Source organism: Pseudoalteromonas sp. P1-16-1b (assembly GCF_001401785.1).
Taxonomy (GTDB): Bacteria; Pseudomonadota; Gammaproteobacteria; order Enterobacterales; family Alteromonadaceae; genus Pseudoalteromonas; species Pseudoalteromonas undina.
Map to the genome: position 1 here is coordinate 280,005 of NZ_LKGQ01000002.1, position 16,082 is coordinate 296,086.

Consider the following 16,082-nt stretch of genomic DNA (forward strand, 5'->3'; position numbering starts at 1 on the left):
ATTAAAATGATAAGTGAATGGATCGTATCAATATTGCTGCTGTTAGGCGGGTTATTTATTTTAATTGGCTCAATTGGTTTAATTAAATTACCTGATTTTTTTATGCGTTTACATGGGCCAACAAAAGCCACCACTTTAGGTATGGCGAGTATACTTACCGCTGCTATGGTATTTTTTGCTAATTCAGTCAGTGGCTTAAGTGTAAAAGAAATATTAATCACTATATTTCTATTAATCACTGCACCTATTAGTGGCTATATGCTGATTAAAACCGCTATTCATCATAAGCTTAAAGCTAAAGAGGGAACGAAAGGGCTCGATAATATCGAAAAAGATTAGTTCTGGGAATAAACGATTAAAAGCCGAATAAACACCTGTTATTCGGCTTTTTCGTTTTTTGGTTGTCCCCATTTACAACACTTGTTGAACATGTGATTATGACGCTAATTCAAATACAAAAAGGATATTAATATGGGTAAGGTAATACTGCTTTCACTTTTAATTTTTTCAACTAACCTTGCAGCGCAAACTGCCAAACAGCAAAAAATTGATGAGCTGGTAGAGGTGATGAACATGGATGCCATGGTTGACTCTATGTATGCGCAAGTTGAGGGCATGATGCAAAATATGTCAGTGCAAATGGGCGTAAAGCCAGATGAGAAAGCAATTTTCGACAAATATTATGCTGATATGACCGAGGTATTAAAAACAAAAATGAGCTGGCAAAAAATGCAGCCGATGATGATTAACCTCTACGATAAACAATTTACTGAACAAGAAATTAGCGACATGTTAGCTTTTTATAAGACAGAGTCAGGGCAGGCTATTTTGAAGAAAATGCCACAAGTAATGCAAGAATCAATGCAAATGTCACAAGCCTTAGTACAAGACGCTATGCCTGAAATTCAAGCAATTGCGGGTGAGCTTGGTGAAGCACTTAAGCAATCTCGAAGCAAAGCAAACTAAGGACTACAGTAACTCTCAAATTTAGCAGTCACTTATGGTGGCTGCTCTTATCTTAACTTTCTTCCACACTCCCAGCCATATGCTTAATTAATTGTTGACCTATGTGTTACACATAGGTTTATTATGTTGTCATTACATAGCCAGCCAGAGGTTTAATGATGTACGTAAAGCAATTAGCCAATACTATGGGCGTGACCCAAGACACAGTTCGTCATTACACGCGAATAAAGCTGCTTAATCCTATTCGTGGTGAGCGCAATGGTTATCAAGAATATACCGCAGCCGATCAGCAACGTTTAAAGTTTATCATTAGTGCGCGTCAACTCGGTTTCTCAATAAAAGATATTCAACAAATTATTGCACAGTCGGAGCAAGGGCAGTGCCCTTGTCCGCTCACACGACAATTAATAGCAAAGCGACTAGTGGAAACAGAGCAGCACTTTCAAGAAACACTTAAATTACGCACGCGAATGCAAGCAGCGGTTAAACAGTGGGATAAATCGCCTGATGGGGCTGTAAGTGCAGATATATGTAGCTTAATAGAGACCTTTGTTGATCCAATTTCTGAAGTTAAAAATACTAAGGAAGCGTTATGAGTAATCAACCCACCACGCAAAACTTTATGATTGAAGGCGCAAATTGTGGCAGTTGCGTGGCTAAAATAGAGAAAGCACTGAAAAATGTAAAGGGTGCGCAGCGCGTTGAAATGAACTTTGCCGATCGAACTGTGCAAGTAGAAGGTTCGGCTAAGGCTGGGGAGCTAATGCACGCTGTCGCTGATATTGGCTATCAAGCTAAACCTATGAACAGTGATTCTCAACAAGACGCCCTAGATGAAAAAGCCGAAGCTGATAACACGCACTACAAAAAACTTATGCGCAATATGCTATTGGCATTGGGTTTGGGGGCGCCATTAATGCTTTATGGATTAATCTTTGATATGAGTGTCACTAGCAATGCCCAGCGTATTGGCTGGTTTATTGTTGGAATGATGACGTTGGTCGTAATGATTGTGTCGGGTAAGCAATTTTATACTGGCGCATGGCAGTCATTTAAAAATCATACAGCGAATATGGATACCTTGATTGCGCTTGGTACGGGAACAGCCTGGCTATATTCAATGGTGGTGGTGAGCATGCCAAGTCTATTACCAGAGTTGGCTAGGCACGTTTATTTTGAAGCCTCAGCAATGATCATAGGCTTAATAAGTCTTGGCTTAGCCTTTGAAGTAAAGGCGCGAGGGCGTACCTCTGAGGCTATTAAACGCTTAATTGGTTTACAGCCTAAAACGGCACGGGTGATCCGAGATAACCAAGAGCAAGATGTAGCTATAAGCCAAGTTATTAAAGGTGACTTGATTCGTGTCCGCCCTGGAGAGAAAATTTCAGTCGATGGAGATGTTATTGAAGGCAGCAGTACACTAGATGAATCAATGCTCACTGGTGAACCGATGCCGGTTAATAAAGGTGAGGGTGACAAGGTTGTTGCTGGCAGTATTAATAAAAGTGGTACTTTGTTGTTTAAAGCAACCCATATAGGCAGCGAAACCACCTTAGCGAATATTATTAATATGGTTAAACGTGCACAAAACTCTAAACCCTTAATTGGACGCTTAGCTGATGTTATTTCAGGCATATTTGTACCCACAGTGATGATTATTGCGGTACTAGCAGGCTTAGCATGGCTTAACTTTGGCCCACAGCCGAGTATTGCTTATGCGGTTGTTGCAATAACTACAGTTTTAATTATTGCTTGCCCGTGTGCACTTGGTTTAGCTACACCGATGTCAATTATGGTCGGCATAGGTAAAGCTGCTCAGTCGGGTATACTTATTCGTAACGGTGAAGCGCTACAAACAACAGCTAAAATCACCACCATGATCTTAGATAAAACAGGCACTATAACCGCTGGTAAGCCAACCGTGACCGATGTGGTTACGTTCAACCAAAGCGACAGTACCGAGGTGCTAAAGTTAGCAGCTAGTCTTGAAAGTAGTTCTGAGCATCCATTAGCCGAAGCCATTGTTAATTATGCTAAAAACCAAAATATCACCCTTGAAAAAGTCAGTAATTTTAATGCTATCACTGGACAAGGTGTGATCGGTACCATTAATGAGCAAAGCCTATTGTTTGGCAATCAGGCACTGATGAAAAGCTACAATATAGATATTGCAGAGGCAATACCTCAAGCCGAGCAGCTTGCTAGCGCTGCTAAAACGCCGATGTACTTTGCTATTGACAATCAATTACATGCCATAATCGCAGTTGCTGACCCAATAAAAGAAGACTCAGCTGAGGCCATTAAACGCTTACAAAATAAAGGTATGCAGGTGGTTATGCTGACAGGCGATAACCAAGCGACCGCTAAAGCCGTTGCCAGCAAAGTCGGTATTACAGACTTTATAGCGCAAGTAATGCCAGATGATAAAGCCAGTGAAGTGACTAAGCGTCAATCTCAAGGTGAAGTTGTAGGCATGACTGGTGATGGTATAAATGATGCGCCAGCATTGGCACAAGCCGATGTTGGATTTGCCATTGGCACTGGCACAGATGTAGCTATTGAAAGTGCGGATATAACGCTGATGCGAGGCTCACTTCATGGTCTTGCAGATGCCATTGCAATTAGTGGCGCAACCATAACTAATATTAAACAAAATTTGTTTGGGGCGTTTATTTATAACATTGCGGGTATTCCGATTGCTGCAGGGCTGTTGTATCCGTTTTTTGGTTTACTACTAAACCCAGTCGTAGCTGGCGCGGCAATGGCTTTATCATCACTTACTGTAGTCACTAATGCAAACCGGTTACGTTATTTTAAAGCCAGTAACTCGTAACTTTATTTATAGGGGATTTAATTATGTTATTAATTAATTTATTAGGCGTTTTACTTATTGTCGCTATTATTTATTGGTTTTGGTTGTATGAGCCGAAGTAAACAGTGATAGCAATCAAATAGTCATTACTGTGTGTAACGGGGTGTATTATTATCCAGCGTATTTTAAGGTGGCAGCGAACAGGCCTCTGACCCTGAATCGACAAGACGGTTCTCCTTGCGCTAAAACAGTGATTTTCCCCGCTCAAACTCGTGAAACGCCAAGTATAGGTGAAAATGCGGCTATTGAATTACTTTCGCTTGATGTTGGAGAATATGCTTTTCATTGCTAAATACAAATGTTTAAAGGGAAGTTTTTGGTTTTTTAATAAAACTAAACGTATCCCTGATGCGTATTCTCAAGCAGAAAACATAAAAGGTGTAGTATGAATAAATTAAACCCTAAAAAACTGCTAAATAGTAAATGGACTGCCATCCCAGCTATTAATAAAGAAAAGCACTTTATTATTGTTGAGGTAGAATTTGATGAAGACGCTAATGTGATTGAATGTATCACTGAAGCGGTGATGTCAAAAAATCAATATCCTATTCAGTGGCGCGACTTAAAAGACGAACAAAGGTGGCGCCAAGGCTGGAAGTGACCGCTTGTACTCATGCCCAAATAAGTGGGTATGAGTGATATCAAATTAGTATCCCGCACGAGATTCATTCCTTACTTTAAATATTTATTCGCCATACGGCGACAAATCCTTGCTTTTTCTCTCCCGGTTAAAAAAATTAATTTATATTTTTCTACAAATCAATTTAAGTTGTTTATTTTCAATTTGTTATCTATTTAATTTAACCTGTTTAATTTCGCGTTGTTAATTTGTTCAGTGGCGATTTATCTCTATAGCGACTCAGTTTTATTGTTTTATTTTGAATTGAAGATAGGTGTGTCTTTTTTAGATGATTTAAGTTGTTGAATTTTAATGGGTATTTTTTTAGTTAAAAGTAGCTGTTGCAAAAGAGCAACAAAATGTTGGGCATTTTTAAGTAAAAATCACATTTTTATTTTTAACTTATTGTTTATAAATAAAAAATTAAACATGGCATCGAAGTTGTAATACCTAAGCTGTATTTAGCAAAAAGTGATTAAGCTTAACGCTTAACCTTACAACCCAATGAAGGAATTACGTTATGACAACATTTAAATCAACACTGGTATTAATGGCACTTGCTTCTTCATCTGTGGCGTTTGCTGCAACAGATTTTGACACACTGGATGTGGATGGTAATGGCGCAATAAGCCAAGCTGAAGCATCAGTAGACGCTTCACTTATGAGTAAGTTTACAGAGCTTGATACGGATAAAAACGGCGAGCTTTCTAAAGCAGAATTTTCTAAGGCTTAAAAGGCCAATGCTCAACGCTATTACATATTCTGAGTTGCCAAAGACAACCTAAATAGGCAAGGGAGCCTATGAAAGAGAATAACTAGGATGTACGGTTGTAGCGTTGAGTTAATTAATTTATACCCAAACATTGCATACTTTGAAGGATTAATATTATGAAAAAATTACAGTCAACTCTTGTACTTATGGCACTTGCTTCTTCATCTGCAGTATTTGCCAGCACAGACTTTGAAACTCTTGATGTAGATGGTAGTGGCGCAATTAGCCAAGCTGAAGCATCGGTTGCGGCCGAACTTATGGAGCAGTTTGCAGAGCTGGACGTAGATGGCAATGGTGAACTTTCTAAAGACGAATTTTCAGCATACTAACTTTATAATTCCCTAAGGATCTTTGAAAAGGATTTCTTACCCACTTTTTTATTAAGCTAAGGATTTATTATGAAAACATTTACTAAAACGCTTGCTTTAATTGCACTTGCTTCGTCTTCTGCCGCTTTTGCTGCGGTTGACTTTGATTCTTTTGATTCTGATGGCGACGGCGTTATTAGCCAGTCTGAAGCACAAGCTAATTCACAATTAGCTAAATTATTTGATGACTTAGATACTGACGGGAATGGTGAATTATCTAAGCAAGAATTTGCTAAAGTTCAGTAACAAACATGCACAATCTTTAACGATACAGATAAAAGCAGCCGAATAATTTCTCGGCTGCTTTTTTATTTACTTATCTTCTAAACGTTTGGCTTTAAAATCAGACTCGCTTGTCCACTTAGGCCAGTCGCCATTATTGGCAAGTTGACTGGCTATATCTATAACCAGCTCGATATCTTGTTTTGCACCAGCTAATGACCATGTATCTGAATAGTCGTCGGCTTCTTTATGGTATTTATGACTGATGTAGTCAGGGTCGGTATCACCTAAGCTCATAAACAGTAAACTTGGCACGCCTTGTTTAGCGAGTGAGAAATGATCTGATCTAAAAAACAATCCATTTTGTGGGCGAGGATCCATTTTTACCACGCGTCCTTGTGCTTTAGCCGCGCTTGCTAAGTAGCTCTCCATTTCTGATAGGTTGTTACCGTATTGCAAAATATAATCGGTTTTATCGAGCACGTTCATACCATCGATATTTAATAATCCGACCATTTTTTTGGTGGCAATCATGTTCCCATTGGCAAATTCTTCTGAGCCAATTAGACCTGTTTCTTCGGCAGTAAAGTTAGCAAACAGGATTGAGCGCTTAAACGGCTTTTGCTGATGCATTTTGCTCATGATGCGAGCTATTTCAAGTGTTGCTGCGGTGCCTGAAGCATTATCGACTGCGCCATTATAAATTTTAGGTCCACTGTCGGTTTGTTTAGTACCAAAATGGTCCCAATGGGCACTAATAATAACGTATTCGTCAGGGGTTTCACTGCCTGTAATTTGTGCAATCACATTATGTGATTTAGCGTGTGACACTTCATTTTTAAATGCAAGGTTCGCCTTTAAGTTCAATTCTTTGGCTTGAAATTGCTGACTTAATGCGTGTTGCTTTAATTGTTGATAACTTAAGTTTGCCGATGCGAATACTTGTTCAGCCGCATTAAGTGTTAACCAGCCCATAACCGGCAGTTCAGATGCATTAAGGTTGTTGTCCATTAAGCTATACTTGGTGCCCGTGTTTGAGCTTTCAACCACGCCCCAAGGGTATGCGGCTGGAGCTGTTTCATGAACAATAAATACCGCTTTTGCACCTCGGCGCGTGGCTTCTTCATATTTATAAGTCCAGCGGCCATAGTAGGTCATGGCATTGCCTGTAAATAGTGTATCGTCTTGGGTGGCAAAGCCCGGATCGTTCACCAGCACAATAACGGTTTTATCGGTTACATCAACATTGGCATAGTCGTTCCAGTTATATTCTGGCGCGTTAATCCCATAACCAACAAATACAATATCGCTATTGCGGACATCAATAATCGGCTGTAACTGCTTTGTACGGGCGGTGAAGTCTTTACCTGCAATAAAGCTAAGCTTCCCCATAGTTAATTGCATGTTTTGATCTGCAGTTAGCATGGCCATTTTAACTGGCTGTAAATACTTCCCTTGATACGCGCCAGACAACCCCATTGCTTGGTATTGCTCACTTAAATAGCCAACGGTTTTAACTTCACCTAAGGTAAGCGGGCCGCGTCCTTCAAAGTCATCTGACGCTAAGGTTTTAATATGCTGTTTAAGATTATTTAAACTAACACCAGGGGTGTTTTCAAGAGATGAAGCTGGCGTTGTAGGCTCAGAGCAACCCGTTAGTGCAATAGCTAAAAAAAGTGCAGTGATTTTTATATAAGACATAACTACTTAAAATAATAATTTTTTTCGACTATAACCCCAAGTAACCGGTAAATGCGAATTTTTATCTCTTTTAACCTTATTTTTATGTCGCTTACCTCTTCACCTATTTACCCGTTCATCGCCTTTAGGTAAGTTAAAACAATAACAAAAGGGATAAAGCAATGAAGCAATTTAATCGTCGAGACTTTTTAAAAGCAGCCAGTGTTGCCGCAGCTGCAGGTGTAGTGAGTGGTTGTGCATCAAGTGGAAGTGCTAATGCAAGCGCACCAAAACAGCAAGGGCGCAGCGTTATTGGTTTAGTCGCGCCCAAAATGGATGTGGTTAGAGTGGGCTTTATTGGTGTGGGTCAGCGCGGTTATGGACATGTAAAGCGCATGAGCCATATTGAAGGTGCGCAAATAGTTGCTATTTGTGACACGCACACTGAGGTGCTAGAGCGAGCTGCCAATTATTTAGTTGATAAAGGGGTAGCTAAGCCGGCGTTATATACTGGCAGTGAGCACGCCTATCAACAAATGCTTGAACGACAAGACATAGATATAGTCATTATTTCTACTCCTTGGGCATGGCATGCACCTATGGCTATCGATACTATGAACAGCGCAAAACATGCTTTTGTTGAAGTGCCCCTGGCACTGACTGTTGACGAAATGTGGCAGATTGTAGATACCGCCGAACGTACTCAAAAAAATTGCATGATGATGGAAAATGTGAATTACGGTCGCGACGAGTTAATGGTATTAAACATGGTGCGCCAAGGTGTATTTGGGGAGCTGTTACATGGCGAAGCGGCCTATATTCATGAGCTGCGTTGGCAAATGAAAGAGCTTGAGCACAAAACAGGCTCATGGCGAACGCAATGGCATGCAAAACGTGATGGTAATTTATACCCGACCCATGGATTAGGCCCTGTATCGCAATATATGAATATAAATCGTGGCGATAGGTTTGATTTTTTAACCTCAATGAGCTCTCCTTCGCTGGGTAGAAGCGCGTATGCACAACGTGAATTTGCAGCGGATCATTCCCGTAATCAGCTTAATTATATTGCCGGTGATATGAACACGACACTGATTAAAACTCTCAAGGGGCGCAGTATTATGGTACAGCACGATACAACAACCCCTCGGCCATACTCTCGACATAACTTAATCCAAGGCACGAATGGTGTGTTTGCCGGTTTCCCTAATCGTATTGCACTTGAAAATGGTGGTTCTAAAAGTTTTCATGAATGGGATTATGATATGAGCGCATGGTATGAGCAGTACGACCATCCCCTATGGATTAAAATGGGTGAAGAAGCACAGCGCAATGGCGGCCACGGAGGCATGGACTTTTTAATGTTTTGGCGGATGATTTATTGCCTAAGAAATGGCGAACCGCTGGATCAGGACGTTTACGATGGCGCAGCGTGGTCGGTTATTTCACCGTTATCAGCCCAGTCTGTGAGTGAGCGTAGCCGCTCAATCGATATTCCCGATTTTACTCGCGGTGCATGGCAAACAGCACAGCCTTTAGGCATTGTAGGCTAAGGTTTATAGCAGGCATAAAAAAAGAGCGCATGCGCTCTTTTTTTATTTAACAGTTTATTACAATAGGGATCAGCTACTTCTTACATCTACTTTTAATTTAAGCTTTTGTCCTGGCTGTAAGTATTTTTGTCCGGCAAGGTTATTCCATTTAATAATATCGCTCACTGTTAAATTAAACTTAGACGCTATACGCGCTAAAGAATCGCCTCGGCGCACTTTGTAGGTAATAGTACGATTAGTATTACTCGTCGACTCTTTAGGCTGGCTAGCTGACTTATAAACTACCAATTTTTGATTTAAACGCAGTACTGCATTTTTTTTCAGCTTATTCCACTTAGCTAATTCACTCATAGTTACATCGTATTCGCGGCTAATATCCCATAGGGTATCGCCACTTTTTACCGTATGAGAAAGTTTAGTGCGTAAACTTTTATTAGCGGCCGCACGTACTTGCTGAGGCAAATGTTCACTGTTAATTTTACCATCAGTGAGTGGTACTAAAATTTGTTGACCCACACGAATTACGTTTGAGTTAAGCTTATTTAATGACTTAATCGCGCTGATACTAGTGGTAAATTTATCTGCAATCACCGACAAGCTATCGCCACGTTTGACCTTATATTGCTGCCAACGAAGACGGTTTTTAATCGCTGTAGCGGTAAGCTTTTCAGTGAATTGTTCTACTTTATCGGTAGGAAGTAATAAAAAGTGTGGGCCATCAGGATCGGTTGCCCAGCGGTTAAATCCTGGATTTAATCGATATAGTTCGGTAAGGGTCATATCGGCCATATCCGCAGCCAGTGCTAAATCTATTTGTGACTCAATATTAACCACTTCGACTACTTGTGCGTTAATTATTGGCTTCCACGACACTTTAAACTCATCTGCACGTTTTAGTAAATCAGCTAAAGCTAATAATTTAGGCACGTAGGCGGTGGTTTCACGAGGTAAATCTAGTGACCAGAAGTCGGTAGGTAAATGCTTTTTACGATTCTTTTTAATCGCACGCAGCAAGCGGCCTTCACCTGAGTTATAGGCGGCAATTGCGTTCAGCCAATCACCTTCAAGGGTTTTGTGTAAGTACGAGAGATAATCAAGTGCAGCGCGTGTAGACTGCACAATATCGCGACGACCGTCATACCACCAGTTTTGTTTTAAATCGAAACGCTCGCCAGTTGCAGGCATAAATTGCCAAATACCCGATGCAGTACGGTGAGAGTAGCCATAAGGGTCGAATGCACTTTCTACAATGGGTAAAAGTGCAATTTCGATGGGCATTTCACGCTTTTCAATTTCTTCAACAATAAAATGCAAATACGGCTCAGCACGTTTAGAAATGCGATCTAGGTATGCCTGATGACGTGCATAATAATTACGCTCAGCGACCACTGGGCGATTTTGTGGAATATCAATAGATAATTGGTAACGAATACGCTCCCAAACATCGTCAAACACAGGGGCTTCTTCTTCAATATCGTTTACTTGTTGATATTGCGCATTCATCATTAATGCAGTGCTAATATCATTTGGGCTGGCGCCTTCAAGCTGGTTTTGAGCTTGATTTTGTGAATCTGTGTTTAACGTTGTCAGTGTTTGACAACCGCCTAGCGTCATCGCTAAGACCAATAAAAGAGGAGATTTATTCATAAATACCAATACATAGGGTAAAAAACTCGGCGAATACTACCCATAATGAGTCAACATTGCCACTTATGACCGTTAAAAGTTCCAAACAAATATGATTAGAAAATGTTAACTTATTGTTTATTAACTAATCGTTTTATTATTATTGTTGCTAGCTTAAAAATGATCTTTGAACTTTCTCAGACTAGCAAAGTTTTCCCAAGGTTCATTGTTTTTTGTAACTAAACAATACTCTTTTGGTAATGACTCTGTAATATTGGGTAAGTTGCTACGCATGAAAGGGTTAACTTTAAGCTCTTGACCTATGGTGCTTGGCAAGCTTATTTCATCATTTTTTCGCAATTCATCTACTTGCTGGCTGTAAGCGAGTAATTCGGGGTTTCGTGGCTCAACCGCTTTTGCAAAGGCCAAGTTTGCTTGGGTGTATTCGTGGGTGCAATATACTTTGCAATCACTTGGCAGTACTCGCAACTTATTAAATGAATGCCACATTTGCTCTGGGCTGCCTTCAAATAAGCGCCCACAACCGCCGCTAAATAGGGTGTCGCCAGTAAAGGCCAGTGCATCATTAATATAACAAATATGGTCTAGGGTGTGCCCAGGAGTCGCTATAATGTCAAATGGAATGTTTAAAACGCTAATTGTATCACCTTCATTTAAAGGCGTTGTTATTCCCTCAAATGGGCTATTACTTGGGCCGTAAACTGTGATGTTAGGGTACTGCTTTACTAATTGAGCTACGCCATCGGTATGATCATAATGATGATGGGTAATTAAAATACCGCCAAGGGTTAAGTTATGTTGTGCTAAATGCTCTAAAACTGGCGCTGATTGCCCAGGATCAACCACCCACGCTTGGTTATTCTGCTCGGTGGTTAAGCACCAAATGTAGTTATCAGAAAAGGCTTTAATTGCTTTGACTTGCACCATGTATCGTTGCTCTATAAAGTGGTATTTAATTAATATTATAACGAGCTTATATAATGAAACCAGCCCTTAGTTTTCAAGAAGGTCCTAAACCGTTGTCATGGCAGCAGTTTCCGCATGGTGATTATTTACGTTGTGATATAGAACGCAAATTGTCGCCTTGGTTACCGCGAATGTTTGGCTATCATATGCTTAAATTAGGTAATTTAAGCGGTGAATTAGACACCAGTAAAAGCTCCATTAAACATCAAGTATGTGTTGCAGAGCTTGGCCCATACACGGGGGTGGTTGCCGATATAGATGAACTGCCTTTTTACGAGCATAGTATAGATGCTTGCATTATGAGCCATTGTTTAGAGTATCACTCAGATCCACATCATATTTTACGTGAGGCTCATCGAACTCTTATTCCAGGCGGTTATATCGCCATTACGGGTTTTAATCCGTTTAGCTTTTGTGGGTTAGCGCAGTTACTGCCGTTTAGCCGTCAAAAATTACCGTGGACAGGGCGCTTTTTTACTCCTGCACGGGTAAAAGACTGGCTAAATTTACTTGGATTTGAAATTGTGGCCGATGAGCGTTTTATTTATTCGTCGTTGGCGCGCGGTAATCGCTTATCGCGGTTTGCATTTTGGCGCAGCTTTACCAAACAGTATTTAAAACCTATGGGCAGTGTGTATATGCTGGTGGCACGAAAACGAGTTGCGCCACTTACACCAATCAAACCTAAGTGGCATGCTCGTCCACAATTTGCGCCAATAAAAGGGGTAGGGCTTAGGCAAACCTCAAAGCAGCATTATCAACAAAATAAAAAATAGCATGATGTAGAGGGTTACGGTTGGTAACCTTCATCATCGAGTAAGTTGTTGCCGCTGGCTGCATCACGAGCAAGGTCGTCAACAATTTCGTTATATTTGTGGCCACTGTGCCCTTTTACCCATTTCCAGGTAACGTCGTGCTCGGCACAGGCTTTGTCGAGACGTTTCCATAAATCGACATTTTTAACCGGCTTTTTAGCCGAGGTTTGCCAACCGCGTTTTTTCCAATTGGTGATCCAAGACTCAATACCCTGCTTAACATATTGGCTATCGGTAGTCAGGGTTACAGGGCAGGCACGATTAAGAGATTCTAGCGCCACAATGGCTGCCAGCATTTCCATACGGTTGTTGGTTGTAAGCTTATAACCTTGGCTTAATTTTTTTTCATGGGCTTCATAAATCATAAAAATACCATAACCACCGGGGCCTGGATTACCTAAACACGAACCATCGGTGTAAATCTCTACGGTTTTTTGCACTGTTTTACCTTGATATTATGTACAATAAAGTGATTATAGAAAGATACCAGAGTCAGGCTTAATTCGATATGGCACGCAGACAAATAGTTTTAGATACAGAAACCACCGGCATCGACCCTAAACAAGGGCACCGTATCATTGAGATCGGTTGTGTGGAGCTTATGAATCGCCGGTTAACCGGCAATAATTTTCACGTTTACATTAATCCGCAGCGCAGCATTGAAGAAGAAGCAATCGATGTTCACGGTATTACTAATGAATTTTTACGCGATAAACCGCTTTATCGTGATATTGCCCAAGAGTTTTTTGACTATATTAAAGGGGCTGAGTTAGTTATTCATAATGCGCCGTTCGATATTGGCCATATGGATAATGAATTTGCGTTATTAAATCAAGGCTATCAAAACACCCATAGTTTTTGTGGTGTGCTTGATACCCTTAAAATGGCGCGTGACTTGCATCCAGGGCAAAAGAACAACCTAGATGCACTTTGTCGCCGCTACGATGTTGATAACACTAAGCGGACGTTACACGGCGCCTTACTGGATTCTGAAATTTTAGCCGATGTTTACCTGGCAATGACCGGGGGGCAAGTAAAGCTAAACCTAAATCAAAACAAAGATGACTCAAGTGAAGATCAAAAAGGCGGTATTAGACGCCTAAGTAGCGACAGAGCACCTTTGGTAGTTATAGCAGCTAACGATGCAGAGCAAAGCGCACATCAAACGCGTTTAGACATTGTACAAAAGGAGGGCGGCCATTGTTTATGGCGCGCTGAATAGGGCATTATTATGAAAACGCTATTAGTAGTTTCACTGCTTTTAATCGCCGTGTGTTTCCACCCCGATGCACACAGCGTAAAGCAAGTTGAAGAGTTAAAAGGCAGCGGTAAACAAAATGAAATCCCGTTACTGGATAACCGTTTTCGTGTTGATGACAAAATTGATGAAATAAAATTAATATTTTTTAGACGCCCTGGATCGCCTGCCGTAATTTTAGTAAGACCCGATGGTACTAAATACTTTGCAACCAATGCGGTGAGAAACACTAGTCTTGATTGGTACGACGAATTAAATTATGACTTAGTGGTTATTCGCAATCCCATGCCTGGGCCGTGGCAAGTTATTGGCCAAATAATGCCAGAAAGCCGCATTGTTGTTATTGGTGAGCTATCGCTAAAAGTAGACCCACTGCCTAAAATTCTGTTTCAGGGTGAAACTGTAAAGGTAACTGGTGAGATTTTAAATGATGGCGAGCCGATTCGCGCCAACCTATTTAAAGATGCGGTATCGCTTAATGTAAGCTTTGTGAGCACCAATAATGAAAACTTTGAAAACTTTGGTGCAGGCATACAACAAGTAACTGAATTCAAAGATGATGGCTACGGGTTCGATGAAAGCGCTAAAGACGGTGTGTTTACCGGTGAGTTTACCTTAAATTTCACACCTGGCGAGTGGCGCCCTGAGCTTTATATTACCACTGATGTATTAGAGAGGCGGGTGGTTCAAGATCCTATTGTTGTGCATGAGCCGCCTTTCAGCTTTACCTCCGTTGAAGCAACCGAAGAGGGGGATGATCATCGCATTACCATCAATATTGATGATGAGCTTTTAAAACCTGATACGGTGATCATGCAAGGTAAAATTTATTATCCCAATGGTGAAGAGCAGGTATTTTACTTAGATAGCAACAGCACTACTGCTAGAGAGCTGGCTTTACAAGATTATGGTTGGGGGCGCTACAACATTGAAATCTCTGTTTTTGGCTCAACAATCAATGACCGAGAGTTTATGGCTACATTGCCAACCTATTTATTTGAAATAGAAAGACCGATTGAAGTGATTCCAGAAATTCCAGTTGCCAGTGTTAGCGAACCAGAAATTATTCCTGTGCCAGTTGTAAAACCAAAAGTAATGTCCACGGGATTAATGGTTAGTTTAATTGTTGGTGGAAATTTGGCCATTTTATTTATAGGTTGGTTATGTATTCGTGTTTTTGTGCAGAACAAACCATTAAAACTTAAATTGAATTTAGCTTTTTTAAATAAAAAGAAAGCTGTTGAGTCAAAAAAAGCTGAACAGCAAAAATCAGATGAACCAGAAAATAGCTCAAAAAATGATAAATCAGGTGGAATTTTAAACCTTTCGATGTCAGATGACTAAAAAACCTGTAAAAAAACAAAAAAGCCCTTGACGAAGCAGGGGCTGGTTCGTATTATTCACGCCGCTGTCAGGGGAGACTCAGACAGAAACGAAAATGCGGACTGGTAGTTCAGTTGGTTAGAATACCGGCCTGTCACGCCGGGGGTCGCGGGTTCGAGTCCCGTCCACTCCGCCAATTTTCGACAATTTGTAAGTATGCGCTGGAGTGGTAGTTCAGTTGGTTAGAATACCGGCCTGTCACGCCGGGGGTCGCGGGTTCGAGTCCCGTCCACTCCGCCAACACTTACACAACATATGGTTGTAAAACATATTCTTATTATGGAGTGGTAGTTCAGTTGGTTAGAATACCGGCCTGTCACGCCGGGGGTCGCGGGTTCGAGTCCCGTCCACTCCGCCAATAAGAAAAAATAACAGTTTAAATACGCGCTGGAGTGGTAGTTCAGTTGGTTAGAATACCGGCCTGTCACGCCGGGGGTCGCGGGTTCGAGTCCCGTCCACTCCGCCAACTATTTAAACACTGTTATATTACAAAATTTGTATGCTGGAGTGGTAGTTCAGTTGGTTAGAATACCGGCCTGTCACGCCGGGGGTCGCGGGTTCGAGTCCCGTCCACTCCGCCAACAAATTAAGTAATGACAAGTAAAAAGATATCTCTGCGGAGTGGTAGTTCAGTTGGTTAGAATACCGGCCTGTCACGCCGGGGGTCGCGGGTTCGAGTCCCGTCCACTCCGCCATTTGATATCGTAACAAAATTAGTAAGTGCATTACCCCATGCACATACCACTGCGGAGTGGTAGTTCAGTTGGTTAGAATACCGGCCTGTCACGCCGGGGGTCGCGGGTTCGAGTCCCGTCCACTCCGCCACTTGTTATTTCCTCAATAACAAGCAATAAATAATTTCCTTATTAATAAATTCAAACATAATTTTTATCAGCTATCAGCTATCAGCTATCAGCTATCAGCTATCAGCTATCAGCTATCAGCTCGACTCTTCTATACT

At 41.2% G+C, this 16,082-nt stretch carries 17 protein-coding genes and 7 tRNA genes; 20 read left to right on the forward strand and 4 right to left on the reverse strand.

Annotated features, from left to right (window positions below; all coding sequences use genetic code 11):
* The first annotated feature begins 6 nt into the window (after positions 1-6).
* The 9 genes from AN392_RS02695 to AN392_RS02730 all read left to right on the forward strand — a co-directional run bounded on the left by AN392_RS02695 (position 7) and on the right by AN392_RS02730 (position 5,843).
* Entirely contained in the window at positions 7-339 is a 333-nt protein-coding gene (locus AN392_RS02695) for a Na+/H+ antiporter subunit G (RefSeq protein ID WP_008114566.1), read from the forward strand.
* Between the two features lie 132 nt (positions 340-471).
* Entirely contained in the window at positions 472-966 is a 495-nt protein-coding gene (locus AN392_RS02700) for a DUF2059 domain-containing protein (RefSeq protein WP_055011750.1), read from the forward strand.
* Between the two features lie 158 nt (positions 967-1,124).
* Entirely contained in the window at positions 1,125-1,562 is a 438-nt protein-coding gene (locus AN392_RS02705) for a MerR family transcriptional regulator (protein ID WP_055011751.1), read from the forward strand.
* Positions 1,559-3,799, forward strand: coding sequence for a heavy metal translocating P-type ATPase (locus AN392_RS02710; RefSeq protein WP_055011752.1), 2,241 nt, complete (start codon positions 1,559-1,561; stop codon positions 3,797-3,799). The genes AN392_RS02705 and AN392_RS02710 overlap by 4 nt, the downstream gene beginning before the upstream one ends.
* A gap of 142 nt (positions 3,800-3,941) precedes the next feature.
* Positions 3,942-4,130 (forward strand): hypothetical protein, encoded by a 189-nt coding sequence (locus AN392_RS18810; RefSeq protein ID WP_374237562.1) that lies wholly within the window; start codon positions 3,942-3,944, stop codon positions 4,128-4,130.
* A gap of 93 nt (positions 4,131-4,223) precedes the next feature.
* Entirely contained in the window at positions 4,224-4,439 is a 216-nt protein-coding gene (locus AN392_RS02715) for a TIGR02450 family Trp-rich protein (protein ID WP_010391412.1), read from the forward strand.
* Positions 4,440-4,977: 538 nt separating this feature from the next.
* On the forward strand, positions 4,978-5,190 hold the full coding sequence (locus tag AN392_RS02720) for an EF-hand domain-containing protein (RefSeq protein WP_010391413.1): 213 nt from the start codon (positions 4,978-4,980) through the stop codon (positions 5,188-5,190).
* Positions 5,191-5,345: 155 nt separating this feature from the next.
* Entirely contained in the window at positions 5,346-5,558 is a 213-nt protein-coding gene (locus AN392_RS02725) for a calmodulin (RefSeq protein ID WP_010391414.1), read from the forward strand.
* 69 nt (positions 5,559-5,627) lie between these two features.
* Positions 5,628-5,843 (forward strand): EF-hand domain-containing protein, encoded by a 216-nt coding sequence (locus AN392_RS02730; protein ID WP_010391416.1) that lies wholly within the window; start codon positions 5,628-5,630, stop codon positions 5,841-5,843.
* 66 nt (positions 5,844-5,909) lie between these two features.
* Here AN392_RS02730 and AN392_RS02735 read toward each other — a convergent pair whose 3' ends face one another.
* On the reverse strand, positions 5,910-7,520 hold the full coding sequence (locus AN392_RS02735; RefSeq protein WP_055011753.1) for a M28 family metallopeptidase: 1,611 nt from the start codon (positions 7,518-7,520) through the stop codon (positions 5,910-5,912).
* 161 nt (positions 7,521-7,681) lie between these two features.
* On the opposite strand from AN392_RS02735, the gene AN392_RS02740 reads away from it, so the two are divergent.
* On the forward strand, positions 7,682-9,052 hold the full coding sequence (locus AN392_RS02740) for a Gfo/Idh/MocA family protein (protein WP_055011754.1): 1,371 nt from the start codon (positions 7,682-7,684) through the stop codon (positions 9,050-9,052).
* A 69-nt stretch (positions 9,053-9,121) separates the two neighbouring features.
* On the opposite strand, the gene AN392_RS02745 is transcribed toward AN392_RS02740, so the two are convergent.
* Both AN392_RS02745 and gloB read right to left on the reverse strand, forming a co-directional pair.
* Positions 9,122-10,699, reverse strand: coding sequence for a LysM peptidoglycan-binding domain-containing protein (locus tag AN392_RS02745; RefSeq protein ID WP_054202169.1), 1,578 nt, complete (start codon positions 10,697-10,699; stop codon positions 9,122-9,124).
* A 153-nt stretch (positions 10,700-10,852) separates the two neighbouring features.
* Positions 10,853-11,626 carry a hydroxyacylglutathione hydrolase gene (gene gloB / locus AN392_RS02750; protein WP_055011755.1) on the reverse strand — a complete coding sequence of 258 codons (774 nt, stop codon included), beginning with the start codon at positions 11,624-11,626 and terminating at the stop codon, positions 10,853-10,855.
* Between the two features lie 53 nt (positions 11,627-11,679).
* Between gloB and AN392_RS02755 the strand changes: the two genes are divergently transcribed.
* Positions 11,680-12,441 carry a class I SAM-dependent methyltransferase gene (locus AN392_RS02755; protein ID WP_054202171.1) on the forward strand — a complete coding sequence of 254 codons (762 nt, stop codon included), beginning with the start codon at positions 11,680-11,682 and terminating at the stop codon, positions 12,439-12,441.
* Positions 12,442-12,455: 14 nt separating this feature from the next.
* Here the strand turns inward: AN392_RS02755 and rnhA are convergent, their stop codons facing one another.
* Positions 12,456-12,920: a ribonuclease HI gene (gene rnhA, locus AN392_RS02760; RefSeq protein ID WP_054202172.1), complete on the reverse strand. Its 465-nt coding sequence runs from the start codon at positions 12,918-12,920 to the stop codon at positions 12,456-12,458.
* Positions 12,921-12,988: 68 nt separating this feature from the next.
* On the opposite strand from rnhA, the gene dnaQ reads away from it, so the two are divergent.
* From dnaQ to AN392_RS02805, 9 genes are all read left to right on the forward strand, one after another.
* A complete protein-coding gene (dnaQ, locus tag AN392_RS02765; protein WP_010391424.1) occupies positions 12,989-13,702 on the forward strand; it encodes a DNA polymerase III subunit epsilon in 714 nt (237 codons plus the stop codon).
* Positions 13,703-13,711: 9 nt separating this feature from the next.
* Positions 13,712-15,082, forward strand: a complete 1,371-nt coding sequence (locus tag AN392_RS02770) for a TIGR03503 family protein (protein ID WP_010391426.1) — start codon at positions 13,712-13,714, stop codon at positions 15,080-15,082.
* 98 nt (positions 15,083-15,180) lie between these two features.
* Positions 15,181-15,257 (forward strand) — tRNA-Asp (locus AN392_RS02775).
* A 27-nt stretch (positions 15,258-15,284) separates the two neighbouring features.
* Positions 15,285-15,361 (forward strand) — tRNA-Asp (locus AN392_RS02780).
* 41 nt (positions 15,362-15,402) lie between these two features.
* A tRNA-Asp gene (locus tag AN392_RS02785) sits at positions 15,403-15,479 on the forward strand.
* Positions 15,480-15,510: 31 nt separating this feature from the next.
* Positions 15,511-15,587, forward strand: a tRNA-Asp gene (locus AN392_RS02790).
* Between the two features lie 38 nt (positions 15,588-15,625).
* A tRNA-Asp gene (locus AN392_RS02795) sits at positions 15,626-15,702 on the forward strand.
* A 37-nt stretch (positions 15,703-15,739) separates the two neighbouring features.
* A tRNA-Asp gene (locus AN392_RS02800) sits at positions 15,740-15,816 on the forward strand.
* Positions 15,817-15,869: 53 nt separating this feature from the next.
* Positions 15,870-15,946, forward strand: a tRNA-Asp gene (locus AN392_RS02805).
* The last annotated feature ends 136 nt before the right edge of the window (positions 15,947-16,082 follow it).

Coding starts and splice junctions, on each gene's coding strand:
- AN392_RS02695 (WP_008114566.1), top strand. CDS start 7: ATGATAAGTGAATGGATCGTATCAATATTGCTGCTGTTAGGCGGGTTA.
- AN392_RS02700 (WP_055011750.1), top strand. CDS start 472: ATGGGTAAGGTAATACTGCTTTCACTTTTAATTTTTTCAACTAACCTT.
- AN392_RS02705 (WP_055011751.1), top strand. CDS start 1,125: ATGTACGTAAAGCAATTAGCCAATACTATGGGCGTGACCCAAGACACA.
- AN392_RS02710 (WP_055011752.1), top strand. CDS start 1,559: ATGAGTAATCAACCCACCACGCAAAACTTTATGATTGAAGGCGCAAAT.
- AN392_RS02715 (WP_010391412.1), top strand. CDS start 4,224: ATGAATAAATTAAACCCTAAAAAACTGCTAAATAGTAAATGGACTGCC.
- AN392_RS02720 (WP_010391413.1), top strand. CDS start 4,978: ATGACAACATTTAAATCAACACTGGTATTAATGGCACTTGCTTCTTCA.
- AN392_RS02725 (WP_010391414.1), top strand. CDS start 5,346: ATGAAAAAATTACAGTCAACTCTTGTACTTATGGCACTTGCTTCTTCA.
- AN392_RS02730 (WP_010391416.1), top strand. CDS start 5,628: ATGAAAACATTTACTAAAACGCTTGCTTTAATTGCACTTGCTTCGTCT.
- AN392_RS02735 (WP_055011753.1), bottom strand. CDS start 7,520: ATGTCTTATATAAAAATCACTGCACTTTTTTTAGCTATTGCACTAACG.
- AN392_RS02740 (WP_055011754.1), top strand. CDS start 7,682: ATGAAGCAATTTAATCGTCGAGACTTTTTAAAAGCAGCCAGTGTTGCC.
- AN392_RS02745 (WP_054202169.1), bottom strand. CDS start 10,699: ATGAATAAATCTCCTCTTTTATTGGTCTTAGCGATGACGCTAGGCGGT.
- gloB (WP_055011755.1), bottom strand. CDS start 11,626: ATGGTGCAAGTCAAAGCAATTAAAGCCTTTTCTGATAACTACATTTGG.
- AN392_RS02755 (WP_054202171.1), top strand. CDS start 11,680: ATGAAACCAGCCCTTAGTTTTCAAGAAGGTCCTAAACCGTTGTCATGG.
- dnaQ (WP_010391424.1), top strand. CDS start 12,989: ATGGCACGCAGACAAATAGTTTTAGATACAGAAACCACCGGCATCGAC.
- AN392_RS02770 (WP_010391426.1), top strand. CDS start 13,712: ATGAAAACGCTATTAGTAGTTTCACTGCTTTTAATCGCCGTGTGTTTC.